This window comes from Amycolatopsis sp. NPDC006131 (genome assembly GCF_040614175.1).
Classification (GTDB): domain Bacteria; phylum Actinomycetota; class Actinomycetes; order Mycobacteriales; family Pseudonocardiaceae; genus Amycolatopsis_E; species Amycolatopsis_E tucumanensis.
On sequence record NZ_JBEXTX010000056.1, the window covers coordinates 30,613 to 49,953 of the forward strand.

At 72.5% G+C, this 19,341-nt stretch carries 18 protein-coding genes and 1 pseudogene; 3 read left to right on the forward strand and 16 right to left on the reverse strand.

Features of this window, described 5'->3' with window-relative positions:
• Positions 1–27 precede the first annotated feature (27 nt).
• Positions 28–927 carry an AraC family transcriptional regulator gene (locus tag ABZ215_RS25925; protein ID WP_354952306.1) on the forward strand — a complete coding sequence of 300 codons (900 nt, stop codon included), beginning with the start codon at positions 28–30 and terminating at the stop codon, positions 925–927.
• On the opposite strand, the gene ABZ215_RS25930 is transcribed toward ABZ215_RS25925, so the two are convergent.
• A complete protein-coding gene (locus tag ABZ215_RS25930; protein WP_354952308.1) occupies positions 928–3,309 on the reverse strand; it encodes a bifunctional salicylyl-CoA 5-hydroxylase/oxidoreductase in 2,382 nt (793 codons plus the stop codon).
• 10 nt (positions 3,310–3,319) lie between these two features.
• Positions 3,320–4,951 (reverse strand): AMP-binding protein, encoded by a 1,632-nt coding sequence (locus ABZ215_RS25935; protein WP_354952310.1) that lies wholly within the window; start codon positions 4,949–4,951, stop codon positions 3,320–3,322.
• A gap of 74 nt (positions 4,952–5,025) precedes the next feature.
• On the opposite strand from ABZ215_RS25935, the gene ABZ215_RS25940 reads away from it, so the two are divergent.
• Entirely contained in the window at positions 5,026–5,859 is an 834-nt protein-coding gene (locus ABZ215_RS25940; protein ID WP_354952312.1) for a PaaX family transcriptional regulator C-terminal domain-containing protein, read from the forward strand.
• Between the two features lie 5 nt (positions 5,860–5,864).
• Here ABZ215_RS25940 and ABZ215_RS25945 read toward each other — a convergent pair whose 3' ends face one another.
• From ABZ215_RS25945 to ABZ215_RS25960, 4 genes are read right to left on the reverse strand one after another with little or no spacing between them, the layout of a single operon-like run.
• On the reverse strand, positions 5,865–6,257 hold the full coding sequence (locus ABZ215_RS25945; RefSeq protein WP_354952314.1) for a RidA family protein: 393 nt from the start codon (positions 6,255–6,257) through the stop codon (positions 5,865–5,867).
• Positions 6,254–7,000: an SDR family NAD(P)-dependent oxidoreductase gene (locus ABZ215_RS25950; RefSeq protein WP_354952316.1), complete on the reverse strand. Its 747-nt coding sequence runs from the start codon at positions 6,998–7,000 to the stop codon at positions 6,254–6,256. The genes ABZ215_RS25945 and ABZ215_RS25950 overlap by 4 nt, the downstream gene beginning before the upstream one ends.
• Positions 6,997–7,827, reverse strand: coding sequence for an enoyl-CoA hydratase family protein (locus ABZ215_RS25955; RefSeq protein ID WP_354952318.1), 831 nt, complete (start codon positions 7,825–7,827; stop codon positions 6,997–6,999). Before ABZ215_RS25955 ends, ABZ215_RS25950 begins: the two co-directional genes overlap by 4 nt.
• The gene (locus tag ABZ215_RS25960; RefSeq protein ID WP_354952320.1) at positions 7,824–8,972 is read right to left on the reverse strand and encodes an acyl-CoA dehydrogenase family protein; all 1,149 of its coding nucleotides are present in this window, start codon (positions 8,970–8,972) and stop codon (positions 7,824–7,826) included. The genes ABZ215_RS25955 and ABZ215_RS25960 overlap by 4 nt, the downstream gene beginning before the upstream one ends.
• A 119-nt stretch (positions 8,973–9,091) precedes the next feature.
• Here ABZ215_RS25960 and ABZ215_RS25965 point away from each other — a divergent pair, with 119 nt between their 5' ends.
• The gene (locus ABZ215_RS25965) at positions 9,092–10,093 is read left to right on the forward strand and encodes an RNA polymerase subunit sigma-70 (RefSeq protein WP_354952322.1); all 1,002 of its coding nucleotides are present in this window, start codon (positions 9,092–9,094) and stop codon (positions 10,091–10,093) included.
• Here the strand turns inward: ABZ215_RS25965 and ABZ215_RS25970 are convergent, their stop codons facing one another.
• From ABZ215_RS25970 to ABZ215_RS26015, 10 genes and pseudogenes are all read right to left on the reverse strand, one after another.
• A complete protein-coding gene (locus ABZ215_RS25970) occupies positions 10,094–10,675 on the reverse strand; it encodes a dihydrofolate reductase family protein (protein WP_354952324.1) in 582 nt (193 codons plus the stop codon).
• A 69-nt stretch (positions 10,676–10,744) separates the two neighbouring features.
• Entirely contained in the window at positions 10,745–11,152 is a 408-nt protein-coding gene (locus tag ABZ215_RS25975; protein ID WP_354714059.1) for a DUF126 domain-containing protein, read from the reverse strand.
• Complete coding sequence (locus tag ABZ215_RS25980) at positions 11,149–12,426, reverse strand: aconitase X catalytic domain-containing protein (RefSeq protein ID WP_354952326.1); 1,278 nt, start codon at positions 12,424–12,426, stop codon at positions 11,149–11,151. Before ABZ215_RS25980 ends, ABZ215_RS25975 begins: the two co-directional genes overlap by 4 nt.
• On the reverse strand, positions 12,423–13,760 hold the full coding sequence (locus ABZ215_RS25985) for an MFS transporter (protein WP_354952328.1): 1,338 nt from the start codon (positions 13,758–13,760) through the stop codon (positions 12,423–12,425). The genes ABZ215_RS25980 and ABZ215_RS25985 overlap by 4 nt, the downstream gene beginning before the upstream one ends.
• Before the next feature lie 23 nt (positions 13,761–13,783).
• A complete protein-coding gene (ilvD, locus tag ABZ215_RS25990) occupies positions 13,784–15,430 on the reverse strand; it encodes a dihydroxy-acid dehydratase (RefSeq protein ID WP_354952330.1) in 1,647 nt (548 codons plus the stop codon).
• Positions 15,431–15,439: 9 nt separating this feature from the next.
• Positions 15,440–16,729: an FAD-dependent oxidoreductase gene (locus tag ABZ215_RS25995; protein ID WP_020417191.1), complete on the reverse strand. Its 1,290-nt coding sequence runs from the start codon at positions 16,727–16,729 to the stop codon at positions 15,440–15,442.
• Positions 16,730–16,810: 81 nt separating this feature from the next.
• On the reverse strand, positions 16,811–17,755 hold the full coding sequence (locus ABZ215_RS26000) for a LysR family transcriptional regulator (RefSeq protein ID WP_354952332.1): 945 nt from the start codon (positions 17,753–17,755) through the stop codon (positions 16,811–16,813).
• Between the two features lie 60 nt (positions 17,756–17,815).
• Positions 17,816–18,793, reverse strand: a complete 978-nt coding sequence (locus tag ABZ215_RS26005) for an L-threonylcarbamoyladenylate synthase (protein ID WP_354952334.1) — start codon at positions 18,791–18,793, stop codon at positions 17,816–17,818.
• A 96-nt stretch (positions 18,794–18,889) separates the two neighbouring features.
• Complete coding sequence (locus ABZ215_RS26010; RefSeq protein WP_027935750.1) at positions 18,890–19,129, reverse strand: plasmid stabilization protein; 240 nt, start codon at positions 19,127–19,129, stop codon at positions 18,890–18,892.
• Positions 19,130–19,179: 50 nt separating this feature from the next.
• A pseudogene (locus tag ABZ215_RS26015) lies at positions 19,180–19,341 on the reverse strand (lipoyl synthase); the annotation flags it as partial.

Genomic DNA, 19,341 nt, shown 5'->3' on the forward strand with positions numbered 1-19,341 from the left:
CAGTGCGTGAGCGGTACAGTCGACCGCGTGGATCTGCTCAGCGACATCATCGGGGTGATGCGCACCGGGCGGCCCGCGGCCAACCGGATGCGGGTCGGTTTCCCGTGGTCGTACCGGTTCGCGCCGTACGACGGCGCGGGCTTCCACGTGGTGCTCCGTGGTTCCGGCTGGCTGCTGATGCACGGCCGGGAGCCGGTTCAGCTCGGCCCCGGGGATGTCGTGCTCCTGCCCGCCGGTGACGGGCACGTGCTGTCCGGCTCGCGCGACGGGGCCGGCGCCGTGCCGTTCGAGACCGCCGTGGCCGATCCGTCGGGCGGCGTCGAATTCCTGTGCGGCAAGTACCGGCTGGACCGGCGGCACAGCCACCCGCTGCTGGCCACGCTGCCGGACCTCGTGCACCTGCCGGCCCACCTCGGCGACCACAGCCACCTGCGCGGGACGCTGGACCTCCTGGCCGCCGAGACGACGACCCGGCGCCCGGGGCGGGACGCGGCGCTCGCCGGCCTGCTCGATCTCCTGCTCGTCTACATGATCCGCGCCTGGTTCGACGATCACGGGCACCTCGGCTGGCCCCGGGCGCTCCGCGATCCCGCCATCACGGCGGTGCTCGAAGCGATGCACAGCAGCCCCGGCAGGCCGTGGCGGATCGAGGACCTGGCCGCGGAAGCGGGCCTGTCCCGCACAACGCTCACCCGCAAGTTCACGGACCTGGTCGGGCAGGCTCCGATGACCTACCTGACGCACTGGCGGATGACGCTCGCGGCGCGGCTGTTGCGGGAAACCGACCTGGGGCTGGCAGCCATCGCGAGACGCGTCGGATACGCCTCGCCGTTCGCGTTCTCGCACGCGTTCAAACGGGAATTCGGCGTGGCACCGGGGCATTATCGCGACGCCCACGCCGGAGCCGCGCAGGTGGTTCCCGGGTAGTCACTCGTCTGGCTCACCCCGCCCGGGCCGCCAGCGGCGGTGCGCCGTCCCGGGTTCGCCGTGGCGGATGAGTTCCAGGCGTGGCTTCGGGCCTTCGGTGCGGCCCGTTTGGGGGCGGCGGGAACCCGCGCGCCACGGCAGCGGCCAGTCCGCGCCGGGGCCGGTGTAGGACTGTTCCGCGGCCGCGTGCAGGGTCCAGTTCGGGTCGTAGAGGTGGGCACGGCCCAGCAGGCACAGGTCCGCGCGGCCGGCCAGCAGGATCGAGTTCACGTCGTCGTGCGAGGAGATCGCGCCCACGGCCATCGTGGCGACGCCGGTGCGGTTGCGGATCCGGTCGGCGAACGGGGTCTGGTACGACCGGCCGAACGCGGGCTTCTCGTCGGGGTGGACCTGGCCCGTGGAGACGTCCACGAGATCCACACCCGCCTCGGCGAAGGCGGCCGCGATCTCCACCGCGTCGTCGGCCGTGATCCCGTCGTCGCACCAGTCCGTGGCCGAAATCCGCACGCTCATCGGCCGATCGGACGGCCACACCTCACGCATCGACGCGAACACCTCCAGCGGGAACCGCAGTCGCGCCCGCAGGGAACCGCCGTAGCGATCCGTGCGGCGGTTCGTCAGCGGCGAGATGAACGACGACAGCAGATACCCGTGCGCGCAGTGCAGTTCCAGCAAGTCGAACCCGGCCTCGACGGCGCGCGCCGCCGCGTCTGTGAACTGCTGCCGGATCTCGCCGAGGTCCCGCACCGTCAGTTCCCGCGGCACCTGGTTCACCCCCGGCCGGTACGGCAGCGGCGACGGCGCGACGACCGGCCAGTTGCCCTCCGGCAGCGGCTGGTCGATCCCCTCCCACATCAACCTCGTGGAGCCCTTGCGGCCGGAGTGCCCGATCTGGATGCCGATCTTCGCCGTGGTCTCGGTGTGCACGAAATCGGTGATCCGCCGCCACGCCCGGGTCTGCTCGGCCGTGTAGATCCCGGTGCAGCCGGGGGTGATGCGGCCGGTGGCGGACACGCACACCATCTCCGTCATCACCAGGCCCGCGCCGCCGAGCGCCTTGCCGCCGAGGTGGACGAGGTGGAAGTCGCCTGGCAGGCCGTCGGTCGCCCGGTACATGTCCATCGGGGACACCACGACCCGGTTCTTCAGCTCCAGCCCGCGCACGCGGAACGGCTGGAACATCGGCGGCCGCACGTCGCCGTCGCCGTTGCCGCGCCGCTGCTCGTGCCGGGCGAACCACTCGTCCACCCGCTCGACGAACTCCGGGTCCCGCACGCGCAGGTTGTCGTAGGTGACCCGGCGGCTGCGGGTCATGATGTTGAAGGCGAACTGCACCGGCTCCTGGTGCACGTACTGCCCCAGGTTCTCGAACCACTCCAGACTCGCCTGCGCGGCCCGCTGCGTCGACTCGACCACCGGCCGCCGCTCGGCCTCGTAGGCGGCCAGCGCCCGCTCGACGTCCGGTTGCTCGTGCAGCGCCGCGGCGAGCGCGAGGGCGTCCTCCATGGCGAGTTTGGTGCCGGAGCCGATCGAGAAGTGCGCGGTGTGCGCGGCGTCGCCGAGCAGGATGACGTTGCCGTGGCGCCACCGCTGGTTGCGCACGGTGGTGAAGGTGATCCAGCGGGAGTTGTTCGCCAGCAGCTGGGCGTCGCCGAGCACGTCGGCGAACAGTTCCCGCACCAGCGCGATCGACTTCTCGTCGGAGTCGCCGGGCGCGAACTCACGGTCGGCGAAGGCCTTGAACCCGGCGCGCTGCCACACCTCGTCCGCCATCTCGACGATGAAGGTGCTGCCGGTCGCGTCGAATGGGTAGCCGTGGATCTGCATGACCCCGTAGGGGGTGTCGACGATGTAGAACTTGAACGCGTCGAACACCTTGTCCGTGCCGAGCCACATGTAGGCGCAGCGGCGGGACTCCAGCGACGGGCGGAACACGCCGGCGTGGCGGGCGCGCACCGCGGAGTTCACCCCGTCGGCGGCGACCACGAGGTCGTAGTCCGCGGCGAGCCGGCCGACGTCCGGGGCGAGCGTGCGGAAGTGCAGCCGCACACCGAGTTCCGCGCACCGCTGCTGGAGGATCTGCAGCAGTCGTTTCCGGCTCATCGCGGCGAAGCCGTGCCCGCCGCTGGTCAGCACCTGGCCCCGGTAGTGGACGTCGATGTCGTCCCAGCGGGCGAACTCGCGCTCCATCTGCCGGTAGACCGACTCGTCGGCGTGCTCGATGCCGCCGAGCGTCTCGTCGGAGAACACCACGCCGAAGCCGAAGGTGTCGTCGGCGGCGTTGCGCTCCCAGACGTCGATCTCGTCGCCCGGGCTCAGCTGCTGGGCGAGCGCGGCGAAGTACAGCCCGCCCGGGCCACCGCCGACGACCGCGATCCGCATCCTCGTCTCCTCACCCGGCCTGCGCGGCACGTTGCCGCAGCTTGAACCGCTGGAGCTTCCCGGTCGCGCTGCGCGGCAGGCTGTCCACGAACTCCACCGCCCGCGGGTACTTGAACGGGGCGATGCGCTGCTTGACGAAGGCCTGGAGCTCGGCCACCAGATCCGCGTCGCCCGCGACGCCCGGCCGCAGGACCACGAACGCCTTCACGATCTGCCCGCGTTCGGTGTCCGGGGCGCCGACCACTCCGCATTCCTGCACGGCGTCGTGCGCGAGCAACGCTTCCTCCACCTCCGGGCCGGCGATGTTGTAGCCGGCGGAGACGATCATGTCGTCGTTGCGCGCCAGGTAGTGGAAGTAGCCGTCGGAGTCGGCGACGAACGTGTCGCCGGTGATGTTCCAGCCGTTCTGCACGTAGGCGGCCTGCCGGTCGTCGGCGAGGTAGCGGCAGCCGGTCGGGCCCTTCACCGCGAGACGGCCGGGCGTGCCGGGCGGCAGCGGCTCGCCGTGGTCGTCGAGGATCGCGGCCCGGTACCCGGGGACGGCGCGGCCGGTCGCGCCCGGCCGGATGTCGTCGTCGGCGGCGGACACGAAGATGTGCAGCATCTCGGTGGAGCCGATGCCGTCGATGAGCGCCAGTCCGGTCGCCTCGTGCACGGCCCGCCAGGTCGACTCCGGCAGGTGCTCCCCCGCCGACACCGCGCGCCGCAACCGGCCCAGCGCCTGCACCCGGCCCGAGCGGAGCATCGAGCGGTAGGCCGTCGGGGCGGTGAAGCAGACCGTGACGTCGTGGGCCTCGATCGCGTCCGCGAGCTGGTCGGGGGTCGCCTTTTCGATCAGGAGCGTGGCCGCGCCGGCGCGCAGCGGGAAGACCAGCAGCCCGCCGAGGCCGAAGGTGAAGGCCAGCGGCGGCGTCCCGGTGAACAGGTCGTCCGGGCGCGGTTTGAGGACGTGCCGGGAGAAGGTGTCGGCGATCGCGAGGATGTCGCGGTGGAAGTGCATGGTGGCCTTCGGCCGTCCGGTGGTGCCCGAGGTGAAGGCCAGCAGGGCGACGTCGTCGGCCGCGGTGTCGACGGCGGTGAACTCCACCGGCGCGCCGCGGGTCCGCGCGTCCAGATCGTCCGGGGCCGCCGATCCGTAGGTGACCACCGGCGCGCCGCGCAGGTCCGCGGCGCGCAGTTCGTCGGTGAAGCGCGCATCGCACAGGGCCAGGCCGACCTGGGCGATCTCGGCGATGGTGGTGAGCTCGGCCGCCCGCAGCAGGGGCATGGTGGGCACGGCGACCGCGCCGGCCTTCATCACGGCGAGCCAGCACGCGGCCAGCGCCGGGGTGTTGGGGCCGCGCAGCAGCACGCGCTGGCCGGGGACGACGCCGAGCTGCTCGGTGAGCACCCACGCGGTGCGGTTCACCTGGTCGCGCAGCTCGCCGTAGGTCCAGGCCCGGCCGTCCGTGGTGAGCAGGCACCGGCGGTCCGGCCCGTGCTCGGCGATCACCGCGTCGAGCAGTTCGGCCCCGCAGTTCAGTCGTCGCGGGTAGGGCAGGTCGAGGAGGAGTTCGGGCCACAACCGCGCCGGCGGGAGGTGGTCCCGGCAGAAGGTGTCGACATGAGCGGAGGGGCTGAGCCCCGGACCCACGGTGGTCATAGGCCAAGTATTCTCTCTTCGTGACGACAGTCAAGCAATCGTCAGAAAGCAGGGCACCCGATAAGCTGCGCCGCGTGCCTGCCGATCCCGAAGACCGCGCGCCGAAACCACGCGCGCTGATCGTCACCGTCTACGGCCTCTACGCCCGGGAGGCGGGCGGCTGGATGAGCGTCGCCTCGCTCATCCAGTTGCTGGCGCAGTGCGGGGTCGACGAGCCCTCGGTGCGCTCGTCGATCTTCCGCCTCAAGCGCCGGGGACTGCTCACCGCGGCGAAGGTCGGCGGCGTCGCCGGGTACGAACTGTCCGACACCGCACGGGAAATCCTCGACGAAGGCGACCGCCGCATCTTCGAACGCCGCCGCGCGAGCGCCGGCGAGGGCTGGCTGATGGTGGTGTTCAGCGTGCCGGAGTCCGAACGCGACAAACGCCACCAGCTGCGCTCCCGGCTGTCCTGGCTCGGGTTCGGGACCGTCTCCGCGGGCGTGTGGATCGCCCCGGCGCACCTGCTCGACGAGACCCGCGAAACCCTGGCCCGGCAAGGGCTGCAGGGTTACGTCGAGCTGTTCCGGGCCGATCACGCCGGCTTCGCCGCGACCGCGGACCGCGTGCGCGACTGGTGGGACCTGGACCGCCTGCACGAGCTCTACGACGCGTTCCTGGCCCAGCACGGGCCGGTCCTGGCCGGTTACCGGCGGCGCCGCCGCATCGACGGCGCCCGCGCCTTCGCCGACTACGTCAACGCGCTCACCGACTGGCGCCGCCTGCCCTACCTGGAGCCCGGGCTGCCGCTGGACGTGCTGCCGCCGGACTGGATCGGCATCCGGGCGGCGGACACGTTCTTCGAGCTGCGGCGCAGGCTGGCCGGCCCGGCGCACGACTACGTCGAATCGCTGCGCGCGGCGGCCTGACCGCCTCACACCACGGCGAAACCCTGCACCTCCACCAGCGCCTCGGCGTCCCACAACCGGGACACGCCGATCGCGGCCATGGCCGGGTAGTCGGTGCCCGCCAGGCGCCGCCACACCTCGCCGATCTCGCGGGCATGCGCGCGGTAGCCGGCCAGATCGGTGGCGTAGACGGTGAGGCTGACCAGCCGGTCCGGCGTGCCACCGGCCGCGCGCAGCGCGCCGAGCAGGTTCGACAGCGCCCGCTCGAACTGCTCGACCACGGTGCTGCCGACGATCCGGCCGTCGGCGTCGAGCGCGGTCTGCCCGGCCAGGAAGACCGTCGTGCCGGTCGCGACCACCGCGTGGGAAAACCCCCGCGGCGGCGCCAGCTCCGGCGGATTCACCCGCTGCACGCTCACTGCACCGCACCTCCGTCCACCTGGAGCGCCTGCCCGGTCACCGCGCCGGACCGCACGCAGAACCACACCGCGTCGGCCACCTCGTCCGGCTGGATCAGCCGGCCGATCGGCTGCTTGCGCGCCAACGTCTCCCGCGCCTCCTCGGCGCTGCGCCCGGTCGTGGACACGATGGCGGCGATCGTCTGCTCGGTCATCGGCGTGTCCACGTAGCCGGGGCAGACGGCGTTCACCGTCACGCCGGTGCGGGCCAGTTCCGCCGCCGCGGCGCGCACCAGGCCCAGCACGCCGTGCTTGCTGGCGGTGTAGGCGGCGATGTAGGGCTCGCCGATCCGGGCGGCCGTGGACGCCATGACCACGATCCGCCCCCACCCCGCCGCGCGCATCGACGGCACCGACCGGCGCACGAACCGGAACGGCGCGGTCAGGTTGAGGTCCAGCATCCGCTGCCAGTCGGCGTCGGTGGTGCGTTCCAGGCGGGCGGAGTGGCCCGCGCCGGCGTTGGCGACGAGGATCTCCACCGGACCCCACTGCTGTTCGACCTCGTCGTGGACGCGGTCGGCGGCGTCCGGGTCGGTGACGTCCGCGGGAATCACGCGCACCGGCCCCGCGCACCCGGCGGCGGTTTCGTCGAGCTGCTCGCGGTTGCGCGCCACGAGCGCGACCCGGCAGCCTTCGGCGCTGAGCCGCCGCGCGATCGCGCGACCGATGCCCCGGCCGGCCCCGGTCACGAGCGCGACCCTCACCGCCCCTCCCAGCGCGGCGGGCGGCGTTCGGTGAAGGCGGCGTGGAACTCGGCGTGGTCGCGGGTGGTCATCAGCAGGGCCTGGGTCATCGCGTCCAGTTCCATCGACGCCGAGATCGACATGTCCAGCTCGGCGGTCAGCAGCGACTTGGTCTGCGCGAGGGCGAGTGCCGGCCCGTCGGCGAGCCTGCGGGCCAGGTCGGTGACCGTGGCGTCCAGGTCGGCGTCGGCGACCAGCCGCGACACCAGACCGTAGCGGTCGGCCGTCTCGGCGTCGATCGTGTCGCCGAGCATCAGCAGTTCGGTGGCGCGGCCCAGCCCGACCACGCGCGGCAGCAGGTAGGCCGCGCCCATGTCGCCACCGGACAGGCCGACCTTGGTGAACAGGAACGCGAACCGCCCGGAGGTGCTCACGACGCGGAAGTCCGAAGCCAGCGCGACGACAGCGCCCGCTCCGGCCGCGATGCCGTGGACGGCGGTGATGATCGGGATCGGGCACTCCCGCATCGCCCGGATCACCGCGCCGGTCATCTTGGTGAACCGCATCAGGTCACGTGGTTCCATCTTGATCAGCTCGCCGATGATCTCCTCGACGTCGCCGCCGCCGCAGAAACCCCGGCCCTCGCCGCGGATCACCAGCACCCGCACGTCCTGGTGGTGCGGCAGCTCGGCGAGCAGGTCGCGCAGGTCGGCGTAGCTTTCGAAGGTCAGCGGGTTGAGCTTCTCCGGCCGGTCCAGCGTCACCGTGGCCACCCCGTCGGCCTTGCCGAACCGGAAGTGCCGCCAGTCCTCGGTGAGCCGCGGCGAGGCGTGGAAGCGGTAGGTCATCGGGTGTACTCCCTGCCGATCAGGTTGCGCGCGATGATGGAACGCTGGACCTCGGAGGCGCCTTCGTAGATGCGCAGCGCCCGGACGTCGCGGTAGAGGTGTTCGAGCGGGTGCCCGTGCCGCAGGGCGGCCGCGCCGTGCAGCTGCACGCAGCCGTCGATGATCTTGTGCGCGGCTTCGGTGGCGTACAGCTTCGCCATGGCCGACCGCCGGGACTGCTGGTCCGGCTCGCCGCCGTCGTCGTAGGCGGCGGCCGCGGCGTAGACGAGCAGGCGGGCCGCTTCGAGTTCGGTGGCCAGGTCGGCGATGCGGTGCGCGACGGCCTGCTGGCTCGCCAGCGGCGCGCCGTACACCCGGCGCTCGCGGACGTGGGCCACGGTCGCGTCGAGCGCCGCCTGCGCCATCCCCACCGCGAACGCGCCGACGCTGGGCCGGAACAGGTCCAGCGTGCGCATGGCGACGGCGAACCCGCGGTCGACCTCGCCGAGCACGGCGTCCGCGGGCACCCGCACCCCGTCGAACACCAGGCGTCCGATCGGGTGCGGTGACAGCATCTCCAGGGGCTCGCCGGACAGCCCCGCGCTGTCGCCGGGAACGGCGAAGGCAGTGACCCCGCGCGCGCCGGCGTCGGGGGTGGTGCGGGCGAACACCGTGTAGATGTCGGCGTCGGGAGCGTTGGAAATCCAGAGCTTTTCGCCGGTCAGCACCCAGCTGTCGCCGTCGCGCTCGGCACGCAGTTGCAGGGCCGCCGCGTCCGACCCCGCGCCGGCTTCGGTCAGGGCGAACGCGGCGACGGCTTCCCCGGAGATCACTGCGGGCAGCCAGCGCGCCCGCAGCCCGGCGGAGCCGGACTGCAGGATCGGGTAGCTGCCCAGCCCCTGCAGGGCCAGCGCGGTCTCCGCCTCGGTGCTGATCTGGGCGATCGTCTCCCGCAGCAGGCACAACTGCACGGCGGCCGCGTCCGAAGGTTCCGCGCCCCCGCCGAACAGCCCGCGGAGCAGCCCGAGCTCGCCCAGGGTGCGGACGAGCTCCCGGTCCACCCGCCCGGTTCCGCGCGGGGTGAGCTTGCCGGTGGCGACGTCGCGCACCCAGCGCTGGTACTCCTGCTGCTCGTCGCTGAGCCGGAACGCGGCAACCCCGGACATGCTCCGAGACTAGCGCACTGGTGACGCTCGTCAAGATTGCGCAACACGGCTGGCGGCGATCAGAAATCCTCCGCCAGGTCGTCGGTACGGGTAGCCCTCTCGTGGAAGGATTGACGACCATGACCGACGCCCGGCCCCTCGGCGCCGACGAGGCCACGTTCATCGCCGCGGCCCGTTCCGGCGATGCGGCGCGGTTCGCGCTCATCACCGAGCGCCACCGGCGTGAGCTGCTGGTGCACTGCTACCGGATGCTCGCCAACTTCGCGGACGCCCAGGACCTGACGCAGGAGACGTTCCTGCGCGCGTGGCACAAGCGGGAGTCGTTCCAGGGCCACGCCGCGCTGCGGACCTGGCTGTACCGGATCGCGACGAACGCCTGCCTCGACTTCCTGGACAAACGCGACAACCGCACACCCGTGCCGTCCGGGCTGCCGGACTTCGAGCTGCCCTACCTGCAGCCCTACCCCGACCGGATGCTCCCCGAGGACCCGCAGGAAACGGCGGTGGCGCGGGAGACGATCGAGCTGGCGTTCATCGTCGCCGTCCAGCACCTGCCGCCACGGCAACGGGCGGTGTTCATCCTGCGCGACGTCCTCGGCTGGCCGGCGCCGCGGACCGCCGACGCCCTCGACTTGACCGTCGCCTCGGTGACCAGCGCACTGCAACGCGCCCGCGTGACCATGCGCGAGCAGCTGCCCGGCCGCCGGCTCGACTGGCGCAGCCCCGCCACCCACGAGCTGTCCAGCGACGAACGCAGCGTGGTCAAGGCCTACATCGACGCGCACCAGCGCAACGACCTCGACGCGCTGACGTCCCTGCTGCGCGACGACCTGCGCTTCGCGATGCTGCCCGACTCCGGCGCCGTGACCACGACGGCCAAGGACGCGGTGGACGGCTGGATCGCCGGTGGCCTCTTCCAGCCCGGCCACGACGACTGGCGCGGCATCCCCACGACCGTCAACCGCATGCCAGCCGCCGCGCTCTACCTGCTCACCCCCGGCGACCCGGACCACCGGCTGTTCGCCGTCGCGGCCCTGCACGTCGTCGACGGCAAGATCGCCGAGCTCACCGGGTTCGACGCCGCAGGCACACCCTGGCTGGGCCTGCCGCCGACGCTGTGATCACCTCGTCTCGTACCGGGTCAGCACCACCCCGCCGGGGAACGTCCGCGTCTCGACCAGGTTCAGGTTCACCCAGCTGTCCAGCGTGGTGAAGAACGGCGTGCCGCCGCCGACCAGGACGGGGTGGGTGACCAGGACGTACTCGTCGATCAGCCCGGCCCGCATGGCCGCCCCGGCGAGCGTCGCGCCGCCGATGTCCATCGGGCCGGCGTCCCCGGCCTTGAGGCGGGTGATCTCGGCGACCGCGTCGCCGGTGACCAGGCGGGTGTTCCAGCCGACCCGGTCGATCGTCGAGGAGAACACCACCTTCGGCATGTTCCGCCAGCGGCGGGCGAACTCGATCACCGCCGGCGTGGCGCCGGGCTGTTCGCCGGCGGTCGGCCAGTGGGGACTCATCGCCTCCCACAACTTGCGCCCGTACAGCGACAGGCCGGTCGCCGCCACCCGGTCGGACCACCACTGGAACAGCTCGTCGCCCGGCGACGAGTCCGGCCCCTCACCCCCGCTCCAGCCCAGGTCGTCGCCCGGCGCGGCGATGTAGCCGTCCAGGGTCACGTTCATGGCGAAGGTCAGTTTCCGCATGGCGTCAGCCTCTCGTGAGTCGGTCTCACACGTACCGACGGACGCGGCGCGGAAACCTCATCGGTGCGCTCACCCCCGGGTGATCTCCACGATCCCGCGGTCCGCGTCGAGGCGGAGGTGGTCGCCGGTGCGGATCACCGCGACCGGGTCCTGGTCGAGGTCGCTCAGCGTGGGGACCCGGGTGACGACGGCACCCAGCGCGGCCTTCGTCGTGGTCACGGTGAAGATCATGCCCAGCGGGGCGGTGCCCAGCAGCCGGGTGGACTGGAAGAAACCCGACCAGCCGGACGAGCCCTTCGCGCCCGGGAACACCAGGATCTTCCCGGTGAAGCACACCCCGCACAGCTCGTGCCTGCGCTCGATGATCGTGCCGGTCGCCGGGTCGATGCCGCCCCAGCCGGAGATCGTCTCGTGCGACACCAGCGCCTCGCCCTCGGCCACCCCGGGCACGACCGTCCGGCCACGCAACGTGATCATCGCAGCCCTCCCCGCCAGCACCCGGTGACCGCCGCGTCCACGCAGTCCTCCAGCGACCCGAACCAGGCCTCGATGCCCAGGATCGCGGGCAGGTAGTGGGCCTGCTTGGCCGAGTCGGTGGCGAAGACCTTCGTGCCCGGCGGCGCCACCCGCGACATCGCCGGGCACGAGTCGGCCAGCAGCTTGCCGCCCGCCTTTTCGATCACTGCGGTGTAGCCGCTGCGGTCGGCCACGGCCTTGAGCGCCCGCGGTGCCATGATCCACAGCTGGGTGCCTGAGTGCAGGCTCTTGCCGTCCAGCGCCCGCGCCGCGGCGCGGATCTGGTCGATCGAGGCGTGCGGGCAGCCGAGCAGGACGAAGTCGACGTCGGTGGACCGGCCCTGGTCGTTCAGCTTCTCGTAGATCGCCCGCCGCTCGCGGGGACCGTAGACGACGGCGTCCGGGACGGGGCCGTCGAACGCCGCTTCCACGGTCGGCGCCTCGGGGGTGATCCCGGGCAGGTGGTAGAGCTCCACGCCGCCGGAGGACGCCGCCGCCGCGCCGAAGTGCTTGAGGTCCACCAGATCCGGCCGCGTGAACTCGCCCGTGATCACCGGCCGCTGGTCCTGCACCAGCTCTCCGGCGAAGTACCCGAGCATGCCCCAGTCGAGGAAGTCGCGCACCCCGGATTCGACGCGGATGTGGTGGGTGCCGAACCGGTTCTCCGCGAGGTGGTTGCCCCAGCACGGGATCTTTCCGGTCAGCGACGCCGCGCCGGTGGACGTGCCGCCCTCGCAGTTGGTCCGGGCGCCGAGCACCGAGTTGCAGTAGACCACCGCGGAGGACTCCATCCACGCGCAGTGCTCGCCGCGCACCGGCAGGTTGCCCACCTGGTAGGGCGTGCAGGTGGCCAGGATGTTCACGCCCCGCCGGCCGTAGAACGCTTCGGCGTCGCTCTGCAGGTCGACGAACTCCTTCGGATACGGCACCACACCGGCGGAATCCGGTCCGAAACCCTGCTGCAGCTGGCAGGTCGGCACCCGCATGTCCGGGATCTCGATGGCGTCGTCGCAGTCGAGGTTGAGCACGGCGAACGCCTTGTGCCAGCCGCCGGCGGCCACCAGCTTCGCCTTCAGCGGCGAGGGCTGGGTGCTGGTGCCAGCCACGTTGCGGGTGTCGCACAGCCGCTGCGCGCCCAGCGCATCGCCGTACCGGATGAGCAGGTCCATCGCGGCCGCGACGGCCGGGCCCTCGGCGCCGTCGCGCATGGCCTTCTCCTCGTCGGTGAGGATCACCGGACCACCTCGCTCGCGACGACGGGCACGTGCTGCCCCACCGGGTTCGTCTCCGGCCCGCGGCGCACCGCCGCGAACATCAGCAGGCCGCCGAACACGATCAGCACGATCGGGGTGAACTCGTAGGGCATGATCGCCGACAGCGCGAGCAGCCACACGGTGTAGAGGCCCGGCAGGATCAGCCCGAACATGTAGCCGATCCCGTACCCGCTGGCCCGCACCGAGGCGGGGAACCGCTCGTTGAGGTAGACCAGGATGACCCCCAGCGGCGCCGACGGCAGCACCTTCGCCACCACCGCGATGAGCGCGATCAGCCACACCGGGGCGCCCGCCCGCGCGGCGACGACCAGCAGCGCGAACGCGCCGCCGACCACGAACGCCAGCACCAGCGCCCACCGCATCAGCAGCGCCCGCCGCCCGAACCGCTGCCCGGCCGCGGCCAGCACCATGATCAGCACGATCGAGCAGACCGATCCGATGATCTCCACGGCCGACGACAGCCGCGGGCTCTGGTCGAGCACCTGCACGAGCAGCGTCGGCAGGAACGACACCGACATCTGGCTGGCGAACCAGTAGCCGCAGGTGAACAGGAACACGCTGAAGATCAGCGCCCGGTGCGCGGTGAACAGCTCGACCACCGGCTGACGGGCGCCCTGGCGCGCGGTGCGCGCCGACTCGTCCTCGACGACGTGGCGGTAGTGCATCAGGTACGCCACCCCGAGCGCGAAGCCGAGGAAGAACGGGATCCGCCAGCCCCAGGAGAGAAAGCCGCTGTGCGGGAGCACGTCGAGCATGCCGAGCAAGAGCGTGTTGATCACCAGGAACGAGGCGGGGGCGCCGACGCCGATGAGACCGCCGACGCGGCCGCGACGGCCGGGTGGCGCCTGTTCCAGCGCGAGCGGGATCGGCGCGGCGTACCCGCCGGCGAGGAAGATCCCGCCGATCAGCCGGAGCACCGCGAACACGGCGATCGCGCCGTAGCCCCACGACCCGTAGCCGGGCAGCAGGCCGATCAGCAGGGTGACGATGGTGAAACCCCAGCCGCTGATCATGGTGACCGGTTTGCGGCCGATGCGGTCGGAGAGGTTGCCGAAGATCACGCTGCCGATCGGACGGGCGACCAGCCCGACCGTGAACAGCAGGGTGGTGAACGTGGCGCGCACCGACGCGGGCAGGTCGGGCGGCATGAAGTAGGCCATCGCGGCAGGCAGGACCAGCGCGGGCAGGTACACGTCGAAACTGTCGACGAACATCGAGAACGCCCCGCCGCGGGCGGACCGCCGCTGGTCGGCTTCACCGATCGCGGTGGACGGGGGAACTTCGGGCAGCGCCATTGCGGCCTCCTGTCGGGGAGAGGTCAGGGACGGAGCACGGCGCCGTCGTCGAGGGGACGCACGGTCCGGCGGTAGACGGACAGCCAGCCGGTCTCCTCGTGGTCCCGGGCCGGCTGGGGGTTTCGGGTGCCGAGTTCGGCCGGGCCGACCCGCAGGTCGCAGACCCGGGCGGGCAGGTCGATGTGGACGGTGTCGCCGTCGCGGGCGAGCGCGAGCGGCCCGCCGTCGGCGGCCTCGGGGCGCACCTCGCCGACCACGATGCCGCGGTTGACCAGGCCGGAGAGCTGGCCGTCGGTGACGACCGCGACCCGGCCGGTGAGCCCGTCGCGGTCCAGCGCGAACACGATCTGGGAGGCCATGCCCATGCCGGGGCGGCCGCGCGGGCCCAGGCCGCGGACGATCACGACGTCGCCGGGGGCGATCCGTCCATCGGCGAGCGCGGCCACGGCGTCCTCCTGCGACTCGAAGCAGCGGGCGGGGCCGATGAAGGCGGCCGGCCGCTCGTCGCCGACGGCGAGCTTGACGATGCCGCCGGCCGGGGCGAGGGAACCACGCAGGACCACGATCAGCGGCTGGTCGGTGAACGGCTGGTCGCGGGTACGGATGATCTCCGGGTCGGCCACGGTGACCGGGGCCAAGTTCTCACCCACGGTGGCGCCGGTCGCGGTCAGCGGCGACGGGTCGATCAGGTCGCCGAGCGCGTGCATCACCGCCGCCGCGCCGCCCGCGGCCTCGAACCGCTCGATCGTGTGCGGGCCGTTCGGCCGCACGGCGGACAGGACCGGCGTGGTGGAGCCGAGTTCGGCGTAGAGGCCGAGAACATCGAGGTCCACTTCGGACTCGGTCGCGACGGCCTGGAGGTGCTTGACGGTGTTGATCGACGCGCCGACCGACAGCGCCACCCGGACCGCGTTGCGGAAGGCCGCCTCGGTGAGGACGGCGCGCGGGCGCAAGTCCTCGCGGACCATCTCGACGATCCGGGCGGCGGCCGCGTCGGCGGCGGCCCACATCGCGGGCGAGTTCGCGGCCACCGGTGTGGTCCCGGGCAGCGCCATGCCGAGTGCCTCGGCGACGATGTGCATCGAGTTCGCGGTGCCCATGCCCGGGCACACCCCCGGCCCGCCGACGGCGACGTCGCTCATCTCGGTCAGCTCGTCCACTGTGGACTGGCCGCAGGCGTGCAGGAACACCTCCTCGATGTCGCAGTGCCCGCCGCGGAAGCACCCGCTGGGCTGGTAGCCGCACGCGACCAGCAGCGTGGGGATGTCGAGCCGCCCGGCGGCCATCAGCTGCGCCGGCGCGGTCTTGTCGCAGCTGGCCAGGCAGATCATGCCGTCCAGCTGGGCGCCCTCGACGGCGACCTCGATGTCGTTGACGATGAGGTCGCGGGCGGACAGGATGTAGCCGCCGCCGTGGCCCGCGGAGTGGATGAAGTCGCTGGGCGCGGTGGTGCGCACCTCGAACGCGAGACCGCCCGCCGCGGCGATGCCCTTCTTGATCCGCGCGGCGATCTCGTCCAGGTGGCTGAAGCAGATGGCCAGGTCCGACGAGGAGTTGACCACGGCGATCTTGGGTTTGCGGAGGTCGTCGTCGGTGAGGCCGAGCGCGCGCCACTGCGCCCGCCGGGTCGCCCAGCGCACGGTTCCGGGCGGGAAGTCGCTGCGTACCAAGGGTCCTCCTCAGCCGTCGAGGTTGGCGGACAACCGGGCGGCGAGGTCGCCGTGGTCGATGTCGTGCACGCTGTCCTTGCCCGCGAGGTCCAGCGCGTGCGCGGCCGCCATGCCCATCGCCCCGCACGGGCCCATTACCCGGATGCTCGACAGGGCGGCCGCGTCGCCGTCGACGCAGCGGCCGGCGACCAGGACGTTGTGCGCCTCCGGCGGCGTCATCGCGCGCAGCGGCACGTAGTGCACGTGGTCCGGCCCGAAAGTCTCCCACACGTAGCCCTCCGGGCTGTCGTGCAGCTCGACCGGCCACGCGGTGCGCGCGACCGCGTCCGGGAAGCGCTTCCCGGACCGCACCTCGTCCAGCGTCAGCTGGTGGGCGCCCTGCGCCCAGCGGGTCTGGCGCCGTCCGGGGAACCCGTAGGCCCGCACCCGGGCGCGGCCGAACGCGGCCGGGAACTCGGCACGCAGGAACGCCACGACCCGGTCGGCCTGCGCCTTGCCGTCGAGCTGGGCGCGCGCGGCGGCGATCGGGTCCAGCGGCGCTTCGATGTGGGTCATGTTGAGCACGGCGGTGCCGCGGCCGGGGAAGTAGAACGCGAGCCCGTCGTGGCGGCGCAGGCCGTACTCCGCGGCCTTGGCGCCGACCCGCTCGGCCAGCACGTCCGGGTCGGGCTTGCCGTCCTCGTCGACGTGCTCGACGACCAGCTGCTGGGAGCCGTAGATCTCCCGTTCCGGCAGCCGGCACGGCAGCCCAGCCTCCCACACCAGGGAGGCGTCGCCGCTGGCGTCGACGAAGCCGACCGCGCCGACCTCGACGGAGCCGTACCGGGTCGCGAAGGTGACCGACTCGATCCGTTCCCCGTCGCGGACCACCCCGGTGATCGACGCACCGGTGATCACCTGGATGCCGTGCTCGCGCACGGTGTTCTCCACCCACCGGCCGAGCGCGACCTCGTCGTAGCCGACGGTGATCGTGTGCCGTCGCGTGTAGAACAGGTCGCCCGTGGCGTCCAGGTCGCGGAAGATGTCGTCGAAGATCCCGTGGGTGAGCCGGCGGTAGCCGGGCGCGTTGCCGAACACGCCGCAGAACAGGCCGATCAGCGAGTTGACCATCTGGCCGCCGAGCACCGGCAGCGCGTCGACGAGGACCACCGAGCGGCCCAGGCGGGCGGATTCGACGGCGGCGGACAGGCCGGCGATCCCGGCTCCGACGACGCAGACGTCGGCGGTGACGTGGTGTCTGGCAGGGCCGGGGGGTTTGCGGACCGTGTGGACCTTGAGCTCGGTGAGGGGGTGCGGCATGGATCACACGCTAAGCGGGTGCGCCGGGCGGCCGGAAATAGAAGATCGTGCTGCGCGGGCATAAACCGCATTGATGGTGGTTCAGATGCCGGCGGCCAGGGACACCAGGACCTCGCGGAACCAGCGGTGCGAGGGGTCGCCGTCGTAGTCGGTGTGCCACCAGAACCGCTCCACGATCGGTTCCGGATCGCCAGGGCACGGCAGGATCCGCAGGCCGAGCCGGGGCGCGACGCGCCGGGCGAGCCGTTCCTGCAGCAGCGCCACGCGGTCGGTGCCGGCCACGAAGTGCGGCACCGCCTGGTAGCTCTCCACGCGGACGCGGATGCGCGGCTGGATGCCGAACAACACCAGCTGGCGGCTCATCGGCGCGGCCGGGGCGAACCCGCGGTCGGGCTGGAACGGGGCGACCCAGGTCATCTCCGCCAGCTGCGCCAGGCTCAGCTCGTCCCCGGTGACGTGCGGGTTCGCGGCGTCGACGACACACACCCACCGCTCGGTGAACAGCTCCACCGAGCGCACGTCGGGCAGGTCGAAGCGGCTGGCCGGGGGCGCGACGAGGCCGTCGATCAGGCGGATCGTGCCCCCGATGTCCCTGGCGAACGCCTCGCGGACCAGCCGGACGTGCAGCTGCACACCGGGCGCCTGCTCGGCCAGGAGGGCGGACAGCCGGGAGCCCAGCACCTCGATCGTGTAGTCGGCCATGAACACCGTGAATTCGCGGCCGGAGACGCCCGGTTCGAAGTCGTGGCCGGTGCCGAAGAGGCGTTCGGTGGCGCCGCAGATCGCCTCGACCTGGTCGGTCAGCTGCGCGGCCAGCGGGGACAGCACGTAGCCGTTGCCGCTGCGGACCAGCAGGTCGTCGTCGAAGTGGCGGCGCAACCGCGCCAGCGACGCGCTCACCGCGGGCTGGGTCACGCCGAGGCGCGCGGCCGCCCGGGTGACGTTGCGTTCCCGCAGGAGCTCGCGCAGCACGACGAGCAGGTTGAGGTCCAGGTTGACCAGATGGACGGCGGAGGGCCTTGCCACCGAGGGACTATAAATCGGACTGCTGGCCCCGGCAAGCTCCCGGGTCCCTGGTGCTTCGTGTCAGTCGCGGGGGCCGGCGGCGCGGCGCAGCCGGTTGGCGATCGCGAGCCCGAGCCCCTCCTCCGGCGGCAGGGACGCCACGACGAGGTCGCACCCCCGCTGATCGAATTCACGCAGGAATCCGTAGAGGTTGCGTGCGTAGTCGGCCATCGAGCCGGGGACCGGCACCACCGCGTGCGCCGTCGTGGGTTCGCCGGACGACGGCGGCAGCAGGACGCCCACCTGGTGCCCCTGCTCCTGCGCGAGTTCCGCCTCGACGACGACCTTCTCGGGCTCGACCAGCACGACCCGCGCGCGCGGCGCGTAGTGCGACGGGTGCTGCCCCGGCACCCGGACGTGGCTCGTGGCAGGGACCGTGACCGGCCGCCCCAGCACCGCTTCGAGGTCCTCGCGCGTCACCCCGCCGGGCCGCAGGACGCTCGGGGTCTCGCCCGTGAGGTCGACGATGGTCGATTCCACGCCGACGTCACAGGGGCCGCCGTCCAGCACGAAGTCGACCACGTCGCCGAGCTCCGCCCGCACGTGCTCGGCGGTCGTGGGGCTGACGGAGCCGAACCGGTTGGCGGAGGGGGCCACGACCCCGCCGCCGAACGCCGAGAGCAGCGCGAGCGCGACGGGATGGCTGGGCACCCGGATGGCCACGGTCTCCAGGCCGCCGGTCGCTTCGAGCGGCACCCGGGGCGCGCGCCGGAGGACCAGCGTCAGCGGGCCGGGCCAGAAACGCTCGGCCAGCAGGCGCGCCGTCTCCGGGACGTCCTCGACCCACTCCCCCAGCAGGTCCGCACCGCCGATGTGCACGATGAGCGGATGCGACGGCGGGCGCCCCTTGGCCTGGAACACCCCCGTCACGGCGGCCGCGTCCTCGGCGTTGGCGCCCAGGCCGTAGACCGTCTCGGTGGGGAAGGCCACCAAGCGCCCGGCGCGCAGCAGGCCGGCCGCCTTGTCGATGTCGTCGGTACTCGCCGTCACGGACGCCATCTTCCCATCGGCCCCGCTCACCCCTCGCGGCCCCGGCCCCTCTGCCAGGGGTGACAACGGCTGTCGGGCAGCCTCGGGGCGTCGATGGCGAGCAGGTCACTCGTCGAACACCGCGGCCCCTGCCGGTTCACCGCGAGCGGGCGGCTCGATCTCGACGCCGCCGGCGAAGCGGCGCCGGATCCTGGTCGCCATGCCCGCACCGCCGGAGGGCCTGGTCAGCACCGAGTGGAGAATGTCACGCACCTCAGCCTCCACTGACCGGCCGTGTTCGGCTGCACGCACCCGCAGCGCCGCCACCAGGTCGTCGTCGAGGTCCCGGATCGTCAAGGTCGCCATCACACCCCCATTGCAGGCAGTGCGTGCAATGCTCGCACGTCGGGGGACTTTCAGCGCGTGAGGAGGCTGCTGGCTTCTTGGGCGGCGGGTCCGGCTTCGGCCAGGTGCGCGAGGTTTGCGGGCAGTTCCTCGCCGCGGTGGCGCTTGGTCTGGGCGTAGAGCCGGCCGGCGCGGTAGGAGGAGCGGACCAGCGGCCCGGCCATCACCCCGGC